This is a genomic window from Specibacter sp. NPDC078692, from assembly GCF_040686835.1.
In the GTDB taxonomy this organism is placed as follows: domain Bacteria; phylum Actinomycetota; class Actinomycetes; order Actinomycetales; family Micrococcaceae; genus Specibacter.
The window spans coordinates 95730-118111 of record NZ_JBFBLV010000004.1; the positions used below are offsets into that span (position 1 = coordinate 95730).

General features: G+C 59.7%; 17 protein-coding genes and 1 pseudogene. 6 read left to right on the forward strand and 12 right to left on the reverse strand.

The annotated features are described in order from the left end of the window. Positions 1 to 298 precede the first annotated feature (298 nt). Both AB0O97_RS04455 and AB0O97_RS04460 read left to right on the forward strand, forming a co-directional pair. Positions 299 to 1513 (forward strand): calcium:proton antiporter, encoded by a 1215-nt coding sequence (locus AB0O97_RS04455; protein ID WP_363880380.1) that lies wholly within the window; start codon positions 299 to 301, stop codon positions 1511 to 1513. Between the two features lie 107 nt (positions 1514 to 1620). Beyond that, positions 1621 to 3048, forward strand: coding sequence for a PLP-dependent aminotransferase family protein (locus AB0O97_RS04460; protein WP_363880383.1), 1428 nt, complete (start codon positions 1621 to 1623; stop codon positions 3046 to 3048). Here the strand turns inward: AB0O97_RS04460 and AB0O97_RS04465 are convergent. From AB0O97_RS04465 to AB0O97_RS04475, 3 genes and pseudogenes are all read right to left on the reverse strand, one after another. After that, the gene (locus tag AB0O97_RS04465) at positions 3045 to 4457 is read right to left on the reverse strand and encodes a mycothione reductase (protein ID WP_363880386.1); all 1413 of its coding nucleotides are present in this window, start codon (positions 4455 to 4457) and stop codon (positions 3045 to 3047) included. The genes AB0O97_RS04460 and AB0O97_RS04465 overlap by 4 nt on opposite strands. Positions 4458 to 4637: 180 nt before the next feature. Next, positions 4638 to 5188, reverse strand: a pseudogene (locus AB0O97_RS04470) (maleylpyruvate isomerase family mycothiol-dependent enzyme); the annotation flags it as partial. A 580-nt stretch (positions 5189 to 5768) separates the two neighbouring features. Beyond that, positions 5769 to 6440 carry a TetR/AcrR family transcriptional regulator gene (locus AB0O97_RS04475; protein WP_363840995.1) on the reverse strand — a complete coding sequence of 224 codons (672 nt, stop codon included), beginning with the start codon at positions 6438 to 6440 and terminating at the stop codon, positions 5769 to 5771. 159 nt (positions 6441 to 6599) lie between these two features. On the opposite strand from AB0O97_RS04475, the gene AB0O97_RS04480 reads away from it, so the two are divergent. Then, positions 6600 to 8114: an MFS transporter gene (locus AB0O97_RS04480; RefSeq protein WP_363880389.1), complete on the forward strand. Its 1515-nt coding sequence runs from the start codon at positions 6600 to 6602 to the stop codon at positions 8112 to 8114. Between the two features lie 621 nt (positions 8115 to 8735). Here AB0O97_RS04480 and AB0O97_RS04485 read toward each other — a convergent pair. From AB0O97_RS04485 to AB0O97_RS04495, 3 genes are all read right to left on the reverse strand, one after another. After that, the gene (locus tag AB0O97_RS04485) at positions 8736 to 9776 is read right to left on the reverse strand and encodes a hemolysin family protein (RefSeq protein ID WP_363840990.1); all 1041 of its coding nucleotides are present in this window, start codon (positions 9774 to 9776) and stop codon (positions 8736 to 8738) included. Next, entirely contained in the window at positions 9769 to 11121 is a 1353-nt protein-coding gene (locus AB0O97_RS04490) for a hemolysin family protein (RefSeq protein WP_363880392.1), read from the reverse strand. Before AB0O97_RS04490 ends, AB0O97_RS04485 begins: the two co-directional genes overlap by 8 nt. Positions 11122 to 11354: 233 nt before the next feature. Next, a complete protein-coding gene (locus AB0O97_RS04495; RefSeq protein ID WP_363880395.1) occupies positions 11355 to 12044 on the reverse strand; it encodes a helix-turn-helix domain-containing protein in 690 nt (229 codons plus the stop codon). A 229-nt stretch (positions 12045 to 12273) separates the two neighbouring features. On the opposite strand from AB0O97_RS04495, the gene AB0O97_RS04500 reads away from it, so the two are divergent. From AB0O97_RS04500 to AB0O97_RS04510, 3 genes are read left to right on the forward strand one after another with little or no spacing between them, the layout of a single operon-like run. Next, positions 12274 to 13077, forward strand: coding sequence for an SDR family oxidoreductase (locus AB0O97_RS04500; RefSeq protein ID WP_363880398.1), 804 nt, complete (start codon positions 12274 to 12276; stop codon positions 13075 to 13077). A 2-nt stretch (positions 13078 to 13079) separates the two neighbouring features. Continuing rightward, a complete protein-coding gene (locus AB0O97_RS04505; RefSeq protein ID WP_363880401.1) occupies positions 13080 to 14207 on the forward strand; it encodes a DUF5938 domain-containing protein in 1128 nt (375 codons plus the stop codon). A gap of 55 nt (positions 14208 to 14262) precedes the next feature. Further along, the gene (locus AB0O97_RS04510; RefSeq protein WP_363880404.1) at positions 14263 to 15816 is read left to right on the forward strand and encodes an AMP-binding protein; all 1554 of its coding nucleotides are present in this window, start codon (positions 14263 to 14265) and stop codon (positions 15814 to 15816) included. 128 nt (positions 15817 to 15944) lie between these two features. Here AB0O97_RS04510 and AB0O97_RS04515 read toward each other — a convergent pair whose 3' ends face one another. The 6 genes from AB0O97_RS04515 to AB0O97_RS04540 are packed head-to-tail and all read right to left on the reverse strand — an operon-like array spanning position 15945 to position 22208. After that, on the reverse strand, positions 15945 to 17069 hold the full coding sequence (locus AB0O97_RS04515) for a Gfo/Idh/MocA family oxidoreductase (protein WP_363880407.1): 1125 nt from the start codon (positions 17067 to 17069) through the stop codon (positions 15945 to 15947). Continuing rightward, positions 17054 to 17752 (reverse strand): ThuA domain-containing protein, encoded by a 699-nt coding sequence (locus tag AB0O97_RS04520; RefSeq protein WP_363880410.1) that lies wholly within the window; start codon positions 17750 to 17752, stop codon positions 17054 to 17056. Before AB0O97_RS04520 ends, AB0O97_RS04515 begins: the two co-directional genes overlap by 16 nt. After that, positions 17749 to 18957, reverse strand: coding sequence for a Gfo/Idh/MocA family oxidoreductase (locus AB0O97_RS04525; RefSeq protein WP_363880413.1), 1209 nt, complete (start codon positions 18955 to 18957; stop codon positions 17749 to 17751). The genes AB0O97_RS04520 and AB0O97_RS04525 overlap by 4 nt, the downstream gene beginning before the upstream one ends. Before the next feature lie 40 nt (positions 18958 to 18997). Beyond that, on the reverse strand, positions 18998 to 19888 hold the full coding sequence (locus AB0O97_RS04530) for a carbohydrate ABC transporter permease (protein WP_363880416.1): 891 nt from the start codon (positions 19886 to 19888) through the stop codon (positions 18998 to 19000). A 2-nt stretch (positions 19889 to 19890) separates the two neighbouring features. Further along, the gene (locus AB0O97_RS04535) at positions 19891 to 20880 is read right to left on the reverse strand and encodes a sugar ABC transporter permease (protein WP_363880419.1); all 990 of its coding nucleotides are present in this window, start codon (positions 20878 to 20880) and stop codon (positions 19891 to 19893) included. Beyond that, on the reverse strand, positions 20877 to 22208 hold the full coding sequence (locus AB0O97_RS04540) for an extracellular solute-binding protein (RefSeq protein ID WP_363880422.1): 1332 nt from the start codon (positions 22206 to 22208) through the stop codon (positions 20877 to 20879). Before AB0O97_RS04540 ends, AB0O97_RS04535 begins: the two co-directional genes overlap by 4 nt. Between the last annotated feature and the right edge of the window lie 174 nt (positions 22209 to 22382).

Sequence of the window (22382 nt, forward strand, 5' to 3'; positions counted from 1 at the left end):
GAGATGCACGCGGCTGGGATTTTGTGCACTGCCTCATCTGAGCCCGTCCTCCGATTACGACTTCGAGCAGCACCACAGAGCAGCACCGCAGAGCAACTACCAGTTTGATTGGCCCCCACAACCCGGCTGTCCTATGCTGAGAAAGTTAGCCGCATTGACCGCAAGTCTTCTTAACCCGCCACGAATAGACGCCGGTTGATGCCTTGGAGCTACAGTGCCAAGACACACAGGATCACGAACGGGACGGCCCGTTTGTTCAATTGATTCGGGGACGACCTCGTAGAACAGGTTTGAACCCATGCTTGCAGCAGCCAAAGGCTCAATCTTCACCCCCGTCGCGATCGGCCGAATAATTGTCGGCTGGGGTGCAGTCGCAGCCCTGATGTTCCTGGGCCCACTCCTGAATCCACCGGTGCCCTTACCACTGCTTGTCACCGCGCTATTGGCCATTGTCGCCGTCATCTTGGTCTGCGCGTTCGGAGTGGTTCATGAGGCCGAGCATCTCGCCCGCCGTCTCGGTGACCCCTACGGTTCACTGGTCCTGACGCTCTCGATCGTACTGATCGAAGTGGTCCTCATTTCCGCTGTCATGCTGGGCCCAGGCGAGCACGCCACCATCGCGCGCGACTCCGTGATGGCCGTTTCCATGATCATCCTCAACGCCGTCGTCGGCCTCTCACTATTGCTCGGCGGGCTCAGGCACGGCTCCCTCAAACACAACCGAACCGGCACCTCCGCCTACCTCGGCATGATCATCGTCCTCACCTCGATCGCTTTTGCCCTTCCAGCCCTCATCGGTCGCGATGGTTCGTACACATCTGGCCAGAGCATCCCCGTCATCGTGCTCGCCCTTGGTCTGTACGCATTTTTTCTTGTCCGCCAGATGGGCGCCCAGGCTGGCGACTTCACCGAGGTCGATCCCGGACTGTTTGCCCCCAAAATCAGTGCCAAATCAAGATCCACAACCAAGGACGACGACGTCTCCTCCTCAGCTGCGATCTCGTCTTCCCCTGTGGTGTCCTCCGATGCAACGCCGATTGCGGCGATCTTCGTCAAGCACCGAAAGGAGATCTTATTGCGCTTGGTTCTGTTGCTTGTCACGGTGCTGCCGATCGTGCTGCTTTCGCACGATATGGCAACTCTTTTGGACGACGGCCTGGGCCGCGCAGGTGCTCCCGTTGCGCTCTCGGGCCTACTCATCGCCATGATCGTCTTCCTCCCGGAATCCATCACCTCTGTGCGTGCCGCCTTGGCGGGCGAAGGGCAACGAGTCAACAATCTCTGCCATGGTGCTCTCGTCTCAACCGTAGGCCTGACTATCCCGGCAGTGCTCTTGATCGGGATGCTCACGGGCCAAGATGTGGTTCTGGCCGAGTCGCCGGCCAACCTGTTGCTACTCGGCGTGACACTGCTGCTCTCGGTTAGCACCTTCGCTGCGAAGCAGGTGACAGCCATGCACGGAGCCACCCATTTGGCGGTCTTCGCCATCTATGGACTTGTCGTCTTCTCATGATTGAGGACCAATTCTCCTGATTCCGGATCATGACATGTTCCAAAGTTCCCGAAACGTTGAGTAACACTGTGTTGGACTTTCGACAGTAACGTTATTGACTGGTGCTTATGTCGATCAACAACAGGGCCGCCGATATCTCTGAGCTGCTCAAGCAGCAGGCGGCCTTGATGCGGGTGGGGGACAAGCTGCCCTCCGTCAGGCAGCTATCCAAGACCTATGGCGCCAGCCCCGTGACTATTACCCAAGCCATCAGCACGCTCTCGGGTCTGGGGGTCGTCAGGGCCGAGCCAGGCCGTGGCACCTTTGTTGCCGGCCGGGTGGAGTCGAACGAGCTGCCGCATCCGGAGCAGCCCTTCACATCTAGCCGCAACCATCTAGCCGAACCCGATTACGCCTGGCAATCTTCCACCCTAGGCCGTTCCCGTGTTGACGCGGTACGTGCTGGACGGCTCCATTCACAGAGCACATCCGGTCACGTTCAATTATCGTGGGGTTATCTGGCTCCCGAGCTGCAGCCCTTCGATGAGTTGCGCACGCTCGGCGTGCGCTGCGCAAAAAGCCACCGGGCGTGGACCATGGCTCCGCCCATGGGACTGCCGGAATTGCGTCGTGCATTTGCCGGGCAGCTCAGCGCGGAACCAGAGGACATGCTGATCATGCCGGGCGGGCAGCAGTCGCTGGTATTTGCGATGCGCACCTTGGCCGATCCAGGCTCAACGCTCATCACCGAAAGCCCCAGCTACCCCGGGGCAGCCATCGCCGCACAGTCTGCCGGCCTGAATCTGGCCGCAGTGCAGGCCGATGAGCACGGAATTATTCCGGCAAAACTCGCCGATGCTTTGGAGCGCACGCACGCTAAGCTCATTTATCTCCAGCCTTGTTACGCGAACCCGTCCGGTGCCATCCTCAGTCCCGAACGTCGCGTGGAGGTGCTGGCTTTGGCGAAGCGCTACGGTGCCTTCATCATCGAGGACGATTGGGCACGAAACCTGTCCCTCGATGGAAACGCTCCGCCGCCACTATTCACCCAGGATCCGGATGGGCATGTAGTCTCGATCGCCACCTTGACCAAGCCTGCCGCACCAGGATTACGCGTGGGTGCCATTGCTGCAAGAGGCCCGGCAGGGGAACGTCTGCGCACCGCCCGTATTGCCGATGACATGTGCGTGCCACCGCTCACACAAGAAATCGCGCTGGGCTTGCTGACCTCCTCCGCCTGGCCGCGCCACGTGACACGACTGCGCGCCGGATTGCTGGAGCGCCGTGATGCCATGGTGGAGGAGATTCACACCTCCATGACCGGTGCAAAGGTGCCAAACATTCCCACCGGCGGCATCCACCTCTGGGTCAAGCTTCCCGAAGGCAGTAATTCCACGGCATTGACCACTGCGGCCCACCAAGCAGGCGTGCTGATCGGCGACGGCAAACAGTACTTTGTTGACGAGCCGCCCGCACCCTTCATCCGCTTATCTTTTAGCGCCGCTTCCATTCCGCAGATCCGGGCAGGCGTACAACGGGTGGCTGGACTGCTCTAAGCCGTAGCCTCCGGCAGGCCCAGCAGCGCATTCTCCACCAGTTCAGACAGGGCGGGATGGATCCAGTACTGCTTCTTAGCCACATCATGGGCGGTTTGGCCAAAATGCATGGCCTGAATCAGCGGCTGGATGATGGTGGCCGCCTCCGGACCAATCGCATGTGCGCCCAGCAGCAGGCCAGTGGAGGGGTCGGCGAGGACCTTCAGGAAATGACCGGAGTCCTCGCGCGCCCAACCTGCAGCAATGTCGCCATAATTTTGCACTTTCACCACATACCCAATTCCGGCCTTGATGGCGTGCGCCTCGGTGATCCCGACTGAGGCAATCTGCGGATCGCTGAAGACCGCGGCCGGAACAAATCGGTGATCTGAGCTGATGAGCGCCTCTGGGTGCGCCAAGTTGTGCTTAACCACCTTGGCCTCGTGATTGGCGACATGCTTGAGCTGGTATTTGGAGGAGATGTCGCCCAGCGCGTAAATACCGTCGACGTCCGTGCGCTGATGCTCATCAACCACCACCCGGCCATGTCCGTCCAGGGCGACCCCGGTCTTTTCTACATCCAGGTTGGCTCCGTTGGGTTTGCGCCCTGTGGCCACCAGCAACACCTCAGCCGTCAAGGATTGCGGCCCGTTTGGCCCCTTCAGTTGAAGTTCGACGCCGTCCGCCGTGTCCGCCACGCTACTCACCTTGGTCTCGAGCAGGACTGTATAGCGCGCCGCGGCCTCCTTCGTGAACTGGACCGAGACGTCCTCGTCCTGAGACTTGAGCAGCCTTTTCCCACGCGCGATTTGGGTAACGTGCACGCCAAAGGAGGAAAATACGTGCGCAAATTCGGCTGCAATATAGCCGCCGCCCAAAATGACCATGCTGGCGGGTAGCGTTTCCAATCGCATAATCGAATCGGAGGTATGAAAGACGGCCGCGGTCTGGGTGGCGCTATCGGCGAGGCCGAGAGTATCCGGTACCACAGCGTGCGAACCCGCAGCCAGAACAAATCTGTCGGCGGTCACGTGGGTGCTGCCGCCGTCGTGCAGGTCAATGTGCAGCTCCTTGTGTCCGGAAAAGCGCCCGCGCCCGGCAAAGACGGTGATATTGGGGCACTCGGGACCCTCGCGGTATTGCCTGCCGCCGGATTCGATGGCGTCGATCCGCCCGAAGATCCTGTCACGGATTCCCGGCCAGTCCACGGAGTTCAGCTGGGCATCGATTCCCAGCGCCCTGCCGTGGCGGGCGGCGTCGGCCAACTCCGCCGGATGCACGAACATTTTGGTGGGGATGCAGCCGACGTTTAGGCAGGTGCCGCCGAAATGACCGTCCTCCACGATGGCAATGTTCCAATGATCAAACTCTGGGCCCGGGATGGAATTTCCGGAGCCGGTGCCGATGATGACGAGGTCAAAGTGAGGCATGGGGATTGCATCCGTTCAGTGGAGAATTGGGCACAAGAACATCTTGCCTGGCAAGTTCGGCACTGTTGCCAGCGCACAAAGGTCCGCCACCGCAGTGATGCGTCGGCGGACCTAGAGCCACCCTATCCTCAGATTGTCACCAAGTTAGATCCAGTCGGGAGCCTTAGGTGCGTTGGTGATGGTGCCGCGGGTATTCCATGCGCCAGTGATGAAGGCCAGGAGTCGTTCGAGGATGGGTGCGGGGATATCTGACACGGTGGCGCCGTTGTTAAAGTCGACGGCGTGCAGCCAGACTGCGCGGCTGCGCGTCCAGCCAGTTTCACTGGCGGGCACGGTGCGGCCCTGGCGGCTTTGACTTGGTTTGACCAGTTGTTATCGGGCAGCTCGCGCCATTCCACCTTGAGGTGCACGGCGGCATGATCGGTGAGAGCACGTAGCGCGATGGAGGACAGGATCGCGCCGAAGCCGATTTCCTGGTTGCGTGCGGTGGGGGAGGAATGCATGGGTGTCTCCACCCCAGTCGCCGCCCATTCAATGAGACGGGCGATCGTACGCGCCTTGTAACCGAGGTGTGCGCCGAGGTGTCGGCGGCTCTAGCAGGGAATGAGGGAGTCGCCGTCGAGCGGTTTATCGGAGAGCTCGTTGAGTTTGCGGGCGATGAACGCGGTGCCGCGCCGGACCTGCAGGAGGGCTTCCTGCAGGTCCGGATCGGTGGTCAAATCATGGCCCACCCGTCATTTCCCTGACAGGATGAGGCGCTGGCCGTTGCGGCGAGGAATACCAAGGTTTACATCGATCTCTCGGGCCGGTCGCTGAAGTACTTCCCGCGCATCCTGGTGCAGTACGCCAATACGATGCTGCGGACCAAGGTGCTGTTCCGTTCTGATTACCCCATGATCACCCCGGCTTGTTTATAGCCTTGTTTCAGCCAACTGAGGAGGCCGGCGGTGGGGCTCGCGTGGGTCCTTGCCCCATATGTCCGTGGTTCCTGCAGTGCTGGCAGCCTCCATTGTGCTGAAGCGACAGGCAATGGTCTGGCGCGATTCCAATCCGGGAGAGTTTGCTGATGTGACGGTGGGGCGCTGAATGCCGGCACAGAATCCAGCATGGCCCGGGGCCGAGCAGCACCATGCTGGTCAATGTTCGAAGCTACTGCAGTGCTGGTCGCGAGAGTATATTGGCGGCCAGTGAGCTCATCGTGCGGGGCGACCGTTGCGGCTGTGGGCTCGCCCTTGGTGACTTTAGCGTTCTCTCTGACGCGTTTGGAGTGTCCCATAATTTTGGGTTCCGTATCGGCAGTGACAGCCAAAGCTATTTGCTGGCGGCGCTGGCCTCTGCGGGTGGGCGAATGCCCTCAATCAACAGCGTCAAGGCTCGCTGCGCGGAAACGGGCCAACCTGATGCCTTGACGGGCGCTGCCACGTGCGCCATGGCTGACATCAGGAGAATATCCGTGGGCTCAAAGTCGTCGCGGACCACATGCTGTTCCTTGGCCCGTGCCACCAAGAATTCAAGCTGATGCGCTATCCGATGTTGGAGTGCGTCTAGGACTTCGTGAAGCTCTTGGTGGGAGGAGCCTCGCGCCCAGCCGACTCCGCCAATATAGCCGCCCAGAATCAATTCACGCATGCCGTGATCGCGCAGAAATTGCTCCGTGGACTTGGTCAAGAAGTAGATCAATCCTTCCCAGGGGTCCTCGTGGCCGTTGGCGTCAATCGACAATTGCTCACCGTAGGCAAGATGCTCTCGGTAAACGTCCAGGATTAAGAGGTCCTTGTCGCGGTAGCGCCGGTACAGGGTTGCCACCCCCACCCCTGCCGCCTTGGCGATATCGGCCAGGGGCACGCTGAGACCCTTACTGGAAAAGAGCTCGTGGGCTGCGTTGTTCAAAGCTCGGTCACGCTCGTTAAGGACGACGACGTTATGGTCGCCAATACTCTGGCCGTCGGGGGAGTGGTTCTTAATCGAAGGGGTCAGTGGCATGCTGGTGGAGCTTTCGATGGCAGGAGAAAATCAAGCGATGTCACATCAAGTGTAGCGTGAGACAACGCAGTGCGGAATAGCTGTTCCGGATGCGATATGCTTAACGGAATAGCTATTCCAAGGGGATGGTTTCAATATTCACACTGAGGCAAAAGGTACATGAGCACTGCAACGCAACCACTAAACGTCAATCCGACGCCACCCTCCAGGCCTGGCTCCAAACTGGACTCCAAACCTGACTCAAAATGGGTCGGACTTCGCTGGTGGTCGATGCTGGCCATCGGCATGTCCCAACTCATGGTGGTGCTTGATGCAACCATTATGAACGTGGCGCTTCCCAGCGCCCAGATTGAACTTGCCTTTTCGGACACACTCCGACCGTGGGTCATCACGGCCTACGCTCTCGCCTTTGGCGGCTTGCTCCTGTTGGGAGGCCGTATTGCTGACCTGATGGGCCGCAAGCAGATTTTCCTCATTGGCTTGGTAGGTTTCGCCGTCGCCTCGGCACTCGGTGGCGCTGCCCCCACTTTCGCGATCCTGCTGGCCGCGCGCGTATTGCAAGGTATCTTCGCAGCCCTGTTGGCTCCGGCGGCTCTTTCCTTGCTGACCACCACTTTCACCGATCCCGCAGAACGCGGCAAGGCCTTTGGTATTTTCGGTGCTCTCGCCGGTGCCGGTGGCGCTGTGGGTCTGCTGCTCGGTGGCGTGTTGACGGAAACGCTCTCTTGGCGCTGGACCCTCTACGTCAACATTGCATTTGCTGCCATTGCTTTTGTTGTTGGCCTGATTGCCATCGCCCCCACAATGCGTGAGCGCGGCGTGAAGCTGGATGTTCCGGGCGCGATTTTTGCCTCCTTGGGCTTCTTTGCACTGGTCTTCGGGTTTACCAATGCTGAAGAGCACGGCTTTGCTGACGCGCGCACCTGGGGTTTCCTGGCCGCCGGCCTGATTCTGCTGGTTGTCTTCGTCATGATCCAACGCAGGGGAAAGTCTCCGTTGCTGCCGCTGCACATTGTGCTGGACCGGGATCGCGGAGCCTCCATGCTCGCTATCTTCGTATCTGGCGCCGTAGTCTTTGGGGTGAACTTGTACCTGGTGTACTACCTGCAGATTGTGCTCGGTTTCACCCCATTGCAAACGGGCCTGGCCGTGCTGCCGTTGTGCTTGGGCATCATGATCGCTGCCGTAGTTTCTACCTCGGTTCTCATGCCCAAGCTGGGCGCAAAGGTGCTGGTTCCGGCCGGCATGATGATCTCCGCCATTGGCTCGGTCCTGCTGATGTCGGCCAAGGCTGATAGCAGCTACGCTCTGCACGTGGCTGTGCCGATGTTCATCATTGCTCTTGGTCTCGGTGCCATTATTTCATCGGCCATGAGCGTAGGCACCTTGGGTGTTGACAGCCATCATGCCGGCGCCGCATCCGCCGCCGTGAACGCATCGCAGCAGCTGGGTGGCTCCATCGGCCTAGCCGTGTTGAACACCTTGGTTGCCGGGGCAACCATTACGGCCATCGACGGCGGCAAGGGGCAACTGGAAACCCTCGTCAGCGGTTACTCGGGTGCGTACTTCGCCTGCGCCGTATTGCTGGTGGTTGGTGCCATCGTGACGGCCCTGATGTACCGACGCCGTGCCGACGCAGCAGTGCCCACAGGTGTTGCAGCCGTGCACATGTAGCACTCTGGCACATGTAGTCCTCGCGTGGACCACCAGTCGATAGGCGACTAAAGAAGTCCGCCTTACCCACCACATGCTGTGGTGGGTAAGGCGGACTTCTTGTTTAACTCGTGCTGACGCTCCCGTGAAAATCAGGAAGTGCAGCTCGGGTGAAGGACAGAACGGCTCTCCATCCACCCGGTGAGGGATGGTCCCGTTCGATTGTGGTCTGTAGCGTAGTTCGCAAACCGTTGCACTTACCAGGGGGTCCTAGGCAGCCGTATCAACGGCGGATAGGTTCGCGCAGGCCTACCTCACAGAAATCGCCGACGTTCCGCACGCCGAACAAATCGGCGCCAAAATGGCTACCGAGTCCAAAAAAGCGTGACATCAAGTTCCTAGGAGAATCCACTGGCGGAAAAGTCCTAGAAGATTGGGCAACCAGCCCAGAAAGACCTCCGGGTCAAGATCAACTGAACGCCTGGAGAAAGGCATCACAACAACTCCGCGAAATTTCCGTTCCCTAGAACAGGAGATCCACCCTGGCCACTGGCCCTGGCAAGAGCCTTGGGGAATCGAGCGAAAAAAGCGGGGCTGCAACCTTGAAAGGTTGCAGCCCCGCCGGTGTCTCGCCCGTGCTACTTAGGCGCTGGTGGCGTCCTGCACCTCGCCGACCAGTTCCTCGATGATGTCCTCCAGGAAGAGCACACCTGTGGTGTTCCCCTCCGCATCGAACACCCTTGCCACGTGGGCACCGGTTCGGCGCATAACCGCCAAGGCATCTTCGAGCTCATGACCGCTGAACGTGGAGGCCAATGCTCGAATTCGCTTCGCCGGAACCGCCTCGTAAAGCTTCTGGGCCGTGGTTAAGTCCATGACGTCCTTCAGGTGCAGGTAACCAACAGGTTCCCTGTCAGCATTCACAAGGATGTAGCGGGAGTACCCGTGTTTGGCCACCGCAGACTGAATGTCGGCGGGGGAAGAACCCTCCGGCAACAGGACCATGTCACGGAGTGGAACCTCAACATCGGAGACCTTCTTGGTGGTGAACTCAAACGCCTTGCTCAGCGTGCCGCTGACGTCGTCGAGCATCCCGTCACGGGTGGATTGCTCCACGATGCCTGCCACCTCATCCAGGGTGTAGGCACTCGTGGCCCCGTCTTTGGGCTCCACCCGGAAGAGGCGCAGGATGGCGTTGGCGATGCCGTTCAGGCTCCAGATCACCGGTTTGACGATGCGGGCCACCATGACCAGCGGCGGAGCCAGGATCAGGGCTGCACGTGTAGGTACCGAGAAGGAAATGTTCTTCGGGACCATTTCGCCGATCACCACGTGCAAGAAGGTGACCAGCAGTAGCGCCGCGATGAACGCGATGATGCCGATAGTCTCCGCGCTCAGGGAGGTTAAGCCAAGCGGGATTTCGAGCAGATGGTGGATCGCGGGCTCGGAGACATTCAAGATCACCAAGGAACACACGGTAATGCCCAGCTGGCTGGTGGCCAGCATCAATGTCGCATGTTCCATGGCCCAGAGGGTAGTTTTCGCTGCCTTGGAACCGGCCTCAGCTTTGGGCTCGATCTGCGAACGGCGGGCGGATATGACGGCGAATTCCGCGCCGACAAAGAAGGCGTTGATGACCAGCAGCACGACGAGCCAGATGATTCCGGGAAGATATTCACTCATGGGTTAGGTCCTGGGTCATGTTCTCGATGATCTGGTCGTGTTCGCTCCGGGAAGGGTCCAACGGAGTGAATTTCAAGCGCTCGATGTGGGTTCCCAATACGCGTTCAACGCGCAGGGTGCCCTCTGAGAGGGACACTTGGTCGCCGAGTTCGGGGATTCTGTCCAGTTGGTCAGTGACGAAACCTGCCAGGGTGTCATATTGCTCGCCGTCCGGAACTTTAATCCCGGTGCGGTCCAGCAGCTCGTCCGGGCGCAGAGAGGCATCAAAGATCACTGATCGTCCGGTTTTCACGACACCGACACGGACCTTGTCATGTTCGTCCTCCAATTCCCCGACGATCTCCTCCACGAGATCCTCGAGAGTGACGATTCCGGCGGTTCCGCCGTGTTCATCGGAGACGATGGCGACCTGCAGGCCCTGCTGGCGCAGTAGTCCTAAGAGTGATTCAACGCCCATGGATTCGGGGATCCGTAATGGTGCATGCATCAGAGAAGTGGCAAGGTGCGTCGTGCGTTGTTCCATGGGCAGGGCAAAGGCCGCCTTGACGTGCAACACGCCCAAGATCTCGTCGCGGTCCCGGCCGATCACCGGGAAACGGGAGAATCCTGTTTGGATGGCCAGAGTAATGATGTCCTCGGCGTGGTGCTCCGCGTCCACGGCGACCATGCGCACGCGCGGCGTCATCACATCGGCGGCGCTGAGCTCGGAGAAGCGCAGCGTGCGATGCAGCAGCGTGGCGTGGTCCTGGTCCAGGACCCCCTCCAGAGCAGAGCGGCGAACCAACGAACTGAGTTCTTCGGCGCTGCGTGCGCCGGAGAGCTCTTCCTTCGGCTCGATGCCGAAGGACCGAATGATCCCGTTGGCGGTGTTGTTGAACAAGAGGATCACGGGCTTGAAGACGGTGGTGAACAACGCCTGAAAGGGAATCACTACCTTGGCTGTGGCCAACGGAAGGGCGAGTGCGAAGTTCTTGGGAACCAGCTCGCCAATGATCATGGAGAACACCGTGGCAATGAAGATGCCTATCACTGCGCCGATGCCTGGCACGATCGCTTCCGGAACACCTGCCCCCAGCAACGGGCCGCGCAGCAGGGAACTGATAGCTGGTTCAAAGGTATAGCCGGTGAGCAGGGTGGTGAGGGTGATGCCCAGTTGGGCGCTGGAGAGGTGCGTGGAGGTGATCTTCAGGGCTTTGATGGTGGGGCCCAGACGTTTTTCCCCGCGCGCGGCGCGGGCTTCAAGGTCGTTGCGGTCCAGATTTACCAGCGCGAACTCGGAGGCAACGAACAAGCCGGTACCCACGGTGAGGACCAAGCCAATGCCGATCATGATCCATTCATACATTGAGGCGCCCCTCTCCTGTGGGTGCCGGAATCAATCCGGCAGATAGGGAGAGGGGCCAGGGCATATGTGTTGGGGGGTCGTCCATAGTGTGACTAACTATACGGGCCCTTAGTGCCGGTAGCCGTATTTTTTGCGGCGCTGAAACCTTGAGGTTTGCCGTGAATGTTCGTGCTCTGAAGCGGGTGCGGTTGCCTGCGCGTCCCCGATATCCGCGAGCCGGCAGTTAGGCCATGTCAGGGGATCCCGAACCCCGCCAGGAGACGGGGGAATAGCTGCCAGACTCCTTGCTGAAGGGTAGCTGGCGCATCCAGATTTCCCGCATGGAGGTCAAGCAAGCACTGCTGGAACATGCCATCGATGAGGGCGTAGACAGTGCGCCGTGGCAAGGCTATTTCGGTGTCATGGAAGGCTGCATAGCAACTGACAACGGTCCAGATCATGGTCTCGAGACTGATGTCTACTTCGGTAACATCGGCCTGGAAGTCGTCGGCAAACATGCTCTGATTGCGCAGGTCGTACCAAAGCCGGTGCATGGCGGTGTCGTCGCGAGCCGAGGCGGACAAGGCTGCAGCGAAAGCCAAACGCACTTGCTCAGCAGAGGTCGCGTTGGATGTTATTGCGTCATAATGCCCTACACAGGCGAGCTTGTATTCGCGCACACAGTAGGTGATGAGCTCTACCTTGTCGCGGAAGTAATAGTGGAAGACACCGTGCGAAAATCCGGACTTCTGGGCAATCTCCCGCAAGCTGGTGCGAGCGTAACCGAACTCGGACAAGGTAGCCAATGCAGCGGCGGCCAGCTCGGCGCGGCGCACCTCAAACTTTTCCGCCTGCCGACTCTCAGAACTCAGGGCATCGGCGCTGGCGACATCGGAGCCGGCATTCGATTCGGCAGCTCTGATGGCAACGTTTCGATGGGTCATAATGCCTCCGTTCTATCGCCACTATAGCCCGAAGAACCCGGATTAATCAGCGATCCGGACATGAGCCGTGCCCGGCCCACGTGGAAAGGAGAATTTATACAACTGTCCAAAAAAGGCTAGACAGCGCTTCATCGTCCGTCTTATGGTGAGCGGAGTGGCCGGTGACTACCCCCCCTCGCAAGCGGCATGGGGGTGGGATTGGCGCGTCAAACTCAAGGAGGAGTTCTAGATGAACCATTTTTTGCTCACGGGCCGCAAGGCACTGGTGACCGGAGGTGCACAAAACCTGGGTGCAGCGATCGCCACGGCACTGACAAAGGCGGGGGCCGCCGTCGTTCTTGGAGATGTGAATGCCGTGGCAGGGGAAGCCAAGGCAGCCGAGCTAAGGGCTGACGGTGCGCAGGCCACCTTCGTCCACCTTGACGTCACGGATGAGGCCAGTTGGAACACCGCCATGCCGCAGGTCATTTCGGCCCTGGGCGGCTTGGATATCCTGGTGAACAATGCCGGCATCGAAGTCACCAGCTTACTGATCGACTTTGACCCGGCTGCGCTACGCAAGATGCTGGATGTGAATGTGGTGGGCACCTCGCTGGGCATAAAGAACGCGTTCAAAGCCATGAAGCCCGACGGCGCCGCGGGTAAGGGTGGCGCCGTGGTCAACATCGCCTCGGTCTCAGCCCTGATCGCCTTCCCTGCGTTGTCCGGCTATTCGGGCAGCAAATCCGCGGTGGACCGGATCACCCGCATCGCCGCAGCCGAATCCGGAGCTCTTGGCTACGGGGTACGAGTGAACTGCGTGTACCCGGGGCTCATCGGCAATCCCATGGGAATGAAGCTAGCCACCGATGTGGTGGACATTGGCCTATTCCCGGACGTTGAGACCGCGGTGGGTTCCGTGGTGGGGCTAACGCCCATGGGTCACCTGGGCGAACAGAGCGACATGGCCAACGCCGTGGTGTTCCTGGCCTCCGATGCAGCCGGGTTCATCACCGGAACCGGCTTGGCCGTTGACGGCGGAATGGGGTCTTGATCATGGGAACATCGGCGAAAAAGCCAGTAGTTGTGTACGGCGCCACTGGGTACACCGGACGGCTCATCATTGAGTACTTGCGTGAGTTCAACGTGCCGTTCATTGCCGCAGGGCGTGACGGTGAGCGCGTGCGTGAGGTGGTTGAGAAGGTGCCGGGCATCGACACCGTGGAGTATGACGTGGTTGAGGTCGAGCACACGGTTGAGGCGCTCACTCAGCTGTTCGACGGCGCACAGGTGGTGTGCAATACTGTCGGTCCGTTCATCAAGTACGGTGGCGAAGCGGTCCAAGCTGCACTCGCTGTGGGTGCCCATTACCTGGACACCACAGGCGAGCAGGACTGGGTGATGCACTGCTGTGAGACCTGGGGTGCTGCGTTTGCGCAGAAGGGGTTGTTGCTGGCCCCTGGCACCGCCCAGATGTACACCACCGGTGAGATTGCCGCGAACATTGCCCTTGAGGAACCGGGTCTGGACACCCTGGACATTTTGGTGCTGTGGCGCGGCTTCCCCACGTACGCCTCGACCCAAACCATCTTCACCATCCTGAAGGCCAACCACTATTACCTACAGCAGAACGAATATGTGCAGTGGGCGCCGACCTCAACCTTCGAGGTGAATGTGCCGGGTCAGCACCAAACGGCCATCGCCGTGCCCTGGGGCGGCACCTCTCACCCGGTCTGGTTCAAGAACGATCCCCGGGTGGCCAACGTCAAGGTGGCCGGCGGCGTCATGGAACGCGCGGTCATGGAGGGCGTCATTGCCACGACCAAGATGTTCGAAGAGCAGATCCGCCCTCTGGATCCAGAGGCTCAGGAGGCTGCGTTGGCGCAGATTGCCGGGTCCGTGCAGGCTGGTATGCCGCCTCGGGAGAACCCCCGGATCAATAACTCCGTGGATTCGGTCATGGCCTCCGGTCCGTTGGGCAGGGCGCATGTGGTCATCCACGGTAACTCCAACTACAAGCAGACGGGGTTACTGCAGGCTTATGCGGCGTATTCACTGTTGCAGCAGGCGCCGCTGCGCACGGGTTTCGCATCTGCCTGCCAGGCGTTTGGGCACCGGAACCTGCTGGGCCAACTGCGCAGCTTCGGTCTGGTGCTGAACCCGTCCGTCACCCGGCTGTCGTAGGCGCGGTGGAGGACAATGCCATGGAGTGCAATGCCGTGGATCGCAAGGAGCAGCCATGCGCCTGAGTGACTATCTGGATAAGGGGGCATCTCTGGGGAGGGATGCCCCCTGCCTCACCACTAATGGGGAGACGCTCAGCTATGGGCAGGTACAGACGCTGAGCCTGCGTATTGATGCTGCCCTGCGTGCCAGTGGTGTGGGGCCGGGGGATACGGTGGCCATTTTGTCAGCCAATGATCCCACCGCCGTCTCCGTGGTGTTTGGTATTTCCCGGGTGGGTGCCGTGTGGAGTCCCATCAACCCGCGCAGCGAGGCAGCCGAAAACCGGGAGCTATTGGATCGCTTTGACGCCAAGGTGTTGATTTACCAGAAATCCTTCGCCGCAATGGTTAAGCGCATCTTGCCCGATCTGCCGCAGCTCACCACGGTGGTGTGTCTCGATGGGACGGACGACGCCGGCACCTCCTTCGCCCGCTGGCTCGCCACCGGGTCTGCCGACAGTGGGCGCAGGGAGCCGGATCAGGGGCGGGACGAATTGGTCAATGACTTGGCTCTGATCGTGGGTACGGGTGGAACCACCGGTAAACCCAAGGGTGTCATGCTCACCACCCGCAATGTGGAGACCATGACGGCCATTGTGCTGATGGCCTACCCGTTCGTGGGTAGGCCGGTGTATCTGGCACTGGCACCACTGACGCATGCTGCAGGAGTGCTGTGCTTTCCGATTCTGGCGCGCGGCGGGGAGATCGTCATCATGCCCAGCCCTGACATTGCCGAGTTTGCGGTGTTGGTGGAACGGCACCGCGTTACGCACACGTTTCTACCGCCCACACTGATCTACATGCTGTTGGGGCTGCCGGATCTGGATGAGCGGGACCTTACCTCGCTGCAATGCTTCTGGTACGGGGCCGCGCCCATGTCCACCTCTCGGCTAGAGGAGGCCTTGGCACGCATTGGTCCGGTGATGGGACAACTGTTTGGGCAGACCGAGGCGCCCATGATGATCTCCACACTGGCTCCGTCGGAGCATTTCCGTCCCGACGGATCCGTGGCGGTGGAGAGGCTTTCATCAGCTGGGCGTGCGGCACCATTAGTGACAGTCGCCGTGATGGACCACGCCGGAGAACTTCTAGGCGCGGGTGAGCGCGGTGAGGTCGTGGTGCGCAGCTCGCTGGTCATGGCCGGCTACTACAAGAACCCTGAGGCCACGGCAGAAGCGAGCAGATTTGGCTGGCACCACACCGGAGACATTGGATATCTGGACGAATATGGCTTTTTGTTCATTGTGGACCGGGCTAAGGACATGATCATCTCCGGCGGCTTCAATGTTTACTCCGCGGAGGTGGAGCAATCGATCATGCGCTATCCCGGGGTGCGGGACTGTGCCGTGGTGGGGCTGCCCGATGCCAAGTGGGGAGAAGCAGTCACTGCCGTGGTGCAAGTCGATCCGAAGGCAGCGGTAGATGTTGCCGCACTGCGCTTGTTCATCAAGGCCGAGCTGGGAAGCGTGAAGACGCCCAAACGTATCGAAGTCTGGACGGATCTGCCGCGCTCCAAGGTAGGGAAGGTCCTCAAGGCAGAGATCAAGAAGGAGATGCTGGCACAGTAGTGATCACTCGCGGCGCTCGCCGTCCGTGTGCCTAGCCTGCCCCGGGTTCAGCCAAAAAGGGTCCGTCCTGGCGCAATGCTACAGCGCTAGGACGGACCCTTGTGGTTCAGTTCTCTTGTGGTTCAGTTCTAGGCGGAGCGGGCCAGGATTTCAGTACCGGCCAAGCGAATCAGCGGGACCGCAGCAGGACGCTCGCAGGTACTGGCAATGGTGACGAGCGCGCCGGTATGAGCTGACTTCAGCACCGATTCCATGACCTCCAGTGCGTGGTAGGCCAGAGCTCCGCCTGCGCGGGGTTCCGTTCCGGGAGCAGTGGCGGCCAGATCATGTAGACCAATGCCGCGTGAGCCATCCACATAGCCTGCCGAAACGGGCAGCGTTTCCCACTCGCTATCGTCCAGGCGGCGCAGCTGTACCTCGCCGTCGAACCTATTGGGGTCCGGAACAATCAGCGAGCCGGTTTCGCCGTGGATCTCGATATTGGCCGCCTGTGTTGCCACGGCGTCAAAGCTCATGATCACGGTGGAGAGGGCGCCGGATTCATGAATGAGAACCCCACTGACGTGGGTGTCCGTTGATACGGGGATTTCCTCACCGGCGCGGGGACCGGAACCGATGGTGCGCTGATCACGGGTGTGGCTGGCAGCACCAATCACGGACTTCACCGGTCCCAACAACGTCACCAAGGATGAGACGTAGTATGGGCCCATGTCGAGCAGCGGACCGCCACCGGGCACATAATAAAAGTCCGGGTTAGGGTGCCAACGCTCATGCCCGGGGCACATCATGGTGGCTGTTGCCGAAATGGGCCTGCCAATGAGCCCGTCATCGATGGCGCGGCGTGCCGTCTGAGTGCCCGTTCCCAAAACAGTGTCCGGTGCGCAACCAACCGTGACACCGGCAGCAGCGGCAGCAGCCAAAACGGTGGCCGCCTCCTCGGCCGTGGCAGCCAACGGCTTTTCGCCATAGACATGCTTGCCCGCTGCGATGGCCGCCAGCGCGACCTGCGCATGCGCGGCAGGGATGGTGAGGTTCAAGACCAACTGGATCTCGTCGTCGTCCATTAATTCATCCACCGAGAGTGCGCGCACACCAGGCAAATCAGCGGCCACGGCCTGTGCTCGCGCCACATCCAGATCCGCAACGGCAACTAACCGCAGGGTGTCCAGGGCGGGGAGCGTCTGTAGATACTGGGTGATGATGTTTCCACAGCCCACAATGCCGATGGTGAGAATATTTAGCGGCTGGCCCACAACATGCCTCTTTCGATGATGGTTTTGACGTTGGGATCTTCAAGAATTTCTACACGGTGGCCAGGGGTGGAGACGAAGATGCGTCCCTTGCCCCACTGGCGTGTCCAAATTGCGGGGGAGGTGACCTCACGGTTCCAGGGGTCCCACGGACGGACTTTCTGGGTGGTAGTGGCGAGGACATCAATGTAGTCATCTGCCAAGACCCAGTACTGTTCAGTCACCAGATCGAAGTCGCCAATACCCTCGGTAATGGGATGGGTGGCGGCGGCCGGGGCCATGGTGACGGTGTAGGGGACGTAGTTATCCGACTGTTCGCCCGTGGCCTCGTCGGGATGATTCCCCGGGTGGCAGGCAAACTGCCCCCCAATCAGATGCAGGTAATCTGAGTTGTTGCGGTACGAATCGGCGATCCCGCCGTGCCAGCCGGCCAAGCCGGTGCCATTTTCAACAGCGGCACGGAGGCCCTCAAATTCCTCCTTCTCTATGCTGGTCATGGTGTTGCACTGCACGATCAAATCGACTCCGGCCATGTAGTCGGCATCGGCGTAGACGGCCGGGCTTTCTTCGACGCGGACGCTAAAGCCGTTCGCACGCAGGTACGGGATGAATAGTTCGGTGGTTTCAACGGGCTGGTGTCCGTCCCAGCCGCCACGCACCACGAGTGCGTTTTTTGTCTCTGTCATGAATTTTCCTCTGTTGTGGTGAAGATGCTGTTGTTCAGGGCGCTGTCTTCCACCGCAGCAAGGACGCGTTGTACGCCCAAAGCTTCAGCGAACGACGGCGTGGGTTCGGTTTTGTTGCCTAGTGCCGTGACCAGGTCCACCACTTGGTGCGTGAAGCCGTGCTCGTAGCCCAGTCCGTGCCCGGTGGGCCACCAGTTGCCCACGTAGGGATGCTCGGGTTCGGTGACCATGATGCGGTGGAATCCGCGGGAGCCGGCTTCGTCGCGTTGATCGTAGAACTGCAGGAAGTTCATATCCTCGAAGTCGAACGCCAAGGAACCCAGCGAGCCATTAACTTCCAGGCGCATGGCATTTTTTCGGCCTAGAGCGGCACGGGTCGCCTCGAACACGCCGATGGGACCGCCGTCGAACCTTGCAGTGAAGATAACCGCGTCATCAACGGTGACAGGTCCCATTTTGGTGCTGGCGTCCACGGCGGAATTCCCGCCCAAACCCACGAATTCGCCGCCGATGGGGCGTTGAGTGGTGAAGGTTTCCATGATGGCGGAGACGCCGGTGATGCGTTGGCCAGTGACGAATTGGGCTGCGTCGATGCTGTGTGCGCCAATGTCTCCCAGCGCCCCCGAGCCGGATTTGGCCTTGTCCATGCGCCAGGTCAGGGGTGCGTTTTCATCCGAGAGCCAGTCTTGAAGGTATTGGGCGCGAACGTGGCGGATGGTCCCGACCTTGCCGTCGGCGATCATAGCTTTCATGAGCGCCAAGGCCGGGGTGCGGCGGTACGAATACCCGCACATGGCAAACACCCCGTTGCGGGCCGCCTCCGCCGCGACCTGAGCCATTTCCTGGGCCTCGGCCACACTGTTGGCGAGCGGCTTTTCGCACAAGACGTGCTTGCCGGCCTGCAGTGCTGCAATGGCGATTTCAGCGTGGGTGTCTCCGGGCGTGCAGATATCGATCAGGTCAATATCGTCACGTTCAATCAGTGCCCGCCAATCAGTTTCCGTGGAAGCCCAGCCCATCTGTGCGGCGGCATGTTCGACGGCGGATTGCTTACGTCCGGCGATTGCCGTCAGTTCCGGGGTGAGAGGTAAGTCGAAAAAGCGATGCGCGTTGCGCCACGCATGGGAGTGGGCGCTTCCCATGAAGGCGTAGCCGGCCATTCCCACACGCAGGGCAGCTTTCTGCGGTGCCAGATGAGGTGCCATATGAATAGTGTCCTTTCGAGAAATCTATTTGGCTGAGGCGCTACTTGCTGAAACCTGCGGTGAGGCCGCTGAGCAATTGGCGTCGGCCAATGATGTAAAGCACCAGGATGGGCAGCGTGGTCAGGACCACGGAGGCCAAAACGGCAGGAATATTGACCGAATACTGGCCCTGGAATGTCCAGAGTGCCAGGGGGAGTACGCGCAGTTCCGGGCTTTGGGTCAAGATCAGCGGCAGTAGGAAGCCGTTCCAGACGCCCAAGCCGTTGTAGATGGATACCGTCACGATGGCCGGCTTGGTCAGGGGGAGGGCCAGTCGCCACATGGTCTGCCACTCGCTGCAGCCATCCAGTCGCATGGATTCGAACAATTCATTAGGAACGTCCCTGATGAAGTTGGACAGAATCAACACGGTAAGGGGGATGGCAAATGCAATGGACGGCAATACCAGGGCTAGCAGCGAATCATAGAGGTGCATCTTGATGATGAGCAGATAAACCGGAATGATCGTGGCCTGTAGCGGGATGGCTAGTCCCATTAAGAACAGGCCGTTGACCCCTTTGAGGAACCGGCTTTTGCCGCGCACAATGGCGAAGGCAGCCATAAAGGAGAATCCTACGGCTGGCACGGTCGCGCCCAATGTGACAATGACGCTGTTCAGGAAGTAACGGCCAAAGTCATTGGCAATCACCATTTTGTAGTTGTCCAGCGTTGGGTCCGAGGGTATGGCCAGGGGGTTTTGGCTGAAATAGCCGGCCTGAGACTTAAACGAGGTCACCACAATGTAGTAGACGGGGATGATAATGATGGCCAGCCAGAGCCAGCCGGCTGCACCCGCTGGAAGGTTCAACTTTTTTAGGCGGGCACCAACACCCTGAGCCGAGCCAATAGTGCCCTTGGTGGGGCTCGCCTGTGTGGGCAAAGTAGTTGCCATGGTTACATGCCTTCCAATTGGCTGCCGTTTTTGTCTTTGCCGCCGAGGCGTTGCAGCCACAAGGCGATACCGAGCCCCAACACCACCAAGATCACGGCCGTGACGCTGGCTTGGCCCATCTGGTTGGCTTTGAAGCCTGTCAGGTACATATCGAGAGCAAGGTTGCGGGTGGCATTGCCAGGCCCGCCACCGGTCAGCACAAAGATCATGTCAAAGTAGGTCACTGCACCCACCACCATGAGTGTTGAGGAGGTGATAATGGTGTATTTGAGCTGTGGCACCGTGATGTAGAAGAACTGTTTGACCCGGCCCGCACCATCAATGGACGCCGCCTCATACAGCGACTTGGGAATCTGACGCACCCCACCTTGATAAATCAGGGTGTGGAAGGGGATGAACTGCCAGGACACCACAAAAATCACGACGCCGAGAGCCAACTGGGGCTGTCCCAGCCAGTCCTGCGCCAAGATCGGCATGTGCAATCCGGCTGCCAGACCAAAGTTGGGATCCAGCAGAGACTTGTAGGCAATGGCAATTGCCGCAGAGGAGAGCAGCAGCGGCAGGAAGTACAGCACGGCCAATAGGGCCCGGTACTTTTGTGATCCTGCCGTGAAAGTACCCAGCAGCAGGCTGATGGGCGTCTGGATGACCCAGGTGAGGACCATGATGAGGAACGTCAGGCCCAATGCCTTGTACATGGTGGGGTCGCTAAAGGAATGTAACCAGTTTTCCACACCATTGAAATTGATGGCCCCAATGCCGTCCCAGTCGGTAAAACTGAGGATCAGCACGCCTGCCAACGGGACCATGGCAAAGACGAGGAAGAGTACTAATGCCGGAACCACGAGCCAATTCAAGGCTCCAGTAGCGGGGGAGTGGGACTTCTGATTGTCAGCCTGCCCACCAGCTCCAGCTACTTTGCTCCCGCCAGTGCGCCTGCCTTTCCGTTGCGTTCCTGAGCCTCGCTCAGTGGTGGTCACGGATGCGCTCATTGGCCAAGAGTCGCATTCATGTTGCTGGCAAATTTTTCCGGCGTAATTGACTTGGTAAACAGCTGATCAATGTTGTTCAGCAATGCTTCGGCAGCTGTTGGGCTCAGGGCCTGATCCCAGGACTGCTGGAAGTTCGGAGCATCCTTGGCAGTGTTGTAGACGTACGTCAAAAAGTCCTTGTCTGCCGTAGCAGCCAGCTGGTCTTCAATGCCGACAACAATGGGCACTGCTCCGGATTCAATCCAGGCGGTGACCTCGGCCGGGCTCAGGAGTCCTTCGGCGAAGTACTTCTTGGCCGTGGCCTGTTCCTCCGCGGTTGCCTTGGCGGAGATGGACATGTACTGACCGGGGTTGCCCACCCCGTTCTTTGGATCGCCCTTTCCGCCAGCCACTGTGGGGAAATCAACCCAACCCAAGTTTCCGCCGGGAACAAAGTCGCCGCCGTCGGCCTTCATCCCACCGTAGGTCCACGCACCATGGAGCATCATGGCAGCCTTGCCGGTGTAGAGCAGCGCCTGATCGGCGTTGGAATCTGCGGTGATGGAGTTGAAGCCCTTGATGAAACCGTTGGCGGAGACCAGGTCCTGGATCTTCGTCAAGGCCTCAATGGCCGCTGGGTTGGACCAGGCGTTTTCCTTCGCGGCGAAGATGTCGTTGAAGACCTCCGGGCCTCCAATACGGTCGAACATGAGCTCCAACCACATCATCGAGGTCCAGCGGGATTGGCCGGCAAGCGAGATGGGTGCGATGCCAAGATCGTTGAACGTTTTGGTCAGGGCCATCATGTCATCCCAGGTCTTGGGCGGCTGGGCGCCTGCCTTCTCAAAGAGTGTCTTGTTGATGAAGAGGATGATGGGTGCCACGGTTTCATTGGGCAGAGCGTAGATCTTGCCATCAATTGTCGCTGCGCCAAAGGCAGACGGGAACAGCTTGTCCTTGACCTTGGGGTTCTCCTCGAGCCAGGACGTCAAATCAATCACCTGTTCGGCTTGTGCGTAGGTCTTCAATCCGCCGCCGCCCCATCCGTAGATCATGGTGGGAGCCTCACCGGCGCCGATGGCGGTCTTGATCTTGGTCTTGAAGGCATCGTTCTGGAAGAAGGTAAGTTTGACCTGGGCGTCTGCGTTGGCCTTATTGAAGGCGTCAACGGAATTCTTGCGGATGGTCTCACCGGGAGGTCCTGTCAGCGACCACATGCTGGCGGTTCCGGCGGCTCCCGTGTCTCCGCCGGGGCCGGAGGTTCCGCAGGCGCTGAGGCCCCAGACGGCCAGTGGGGCAAGTCCGGCCAGGGTGAGGAAGGAGCGGCGAGAGGTTGTTTTCTGTTCCATTTCATATCTCCATTGATAGGTAGTGAGTGCGTGGCTTCGGGAACTGCTGATGACGCGTGGGACATTCATACGTTTCGAAATATTTCGCAACTAATTCTGCAATTGGAAAGAACATAGCCGTGATTCCCATCACACGTCAAGAATTATTTATGTCCGTTTGACTCTCACCGCGGA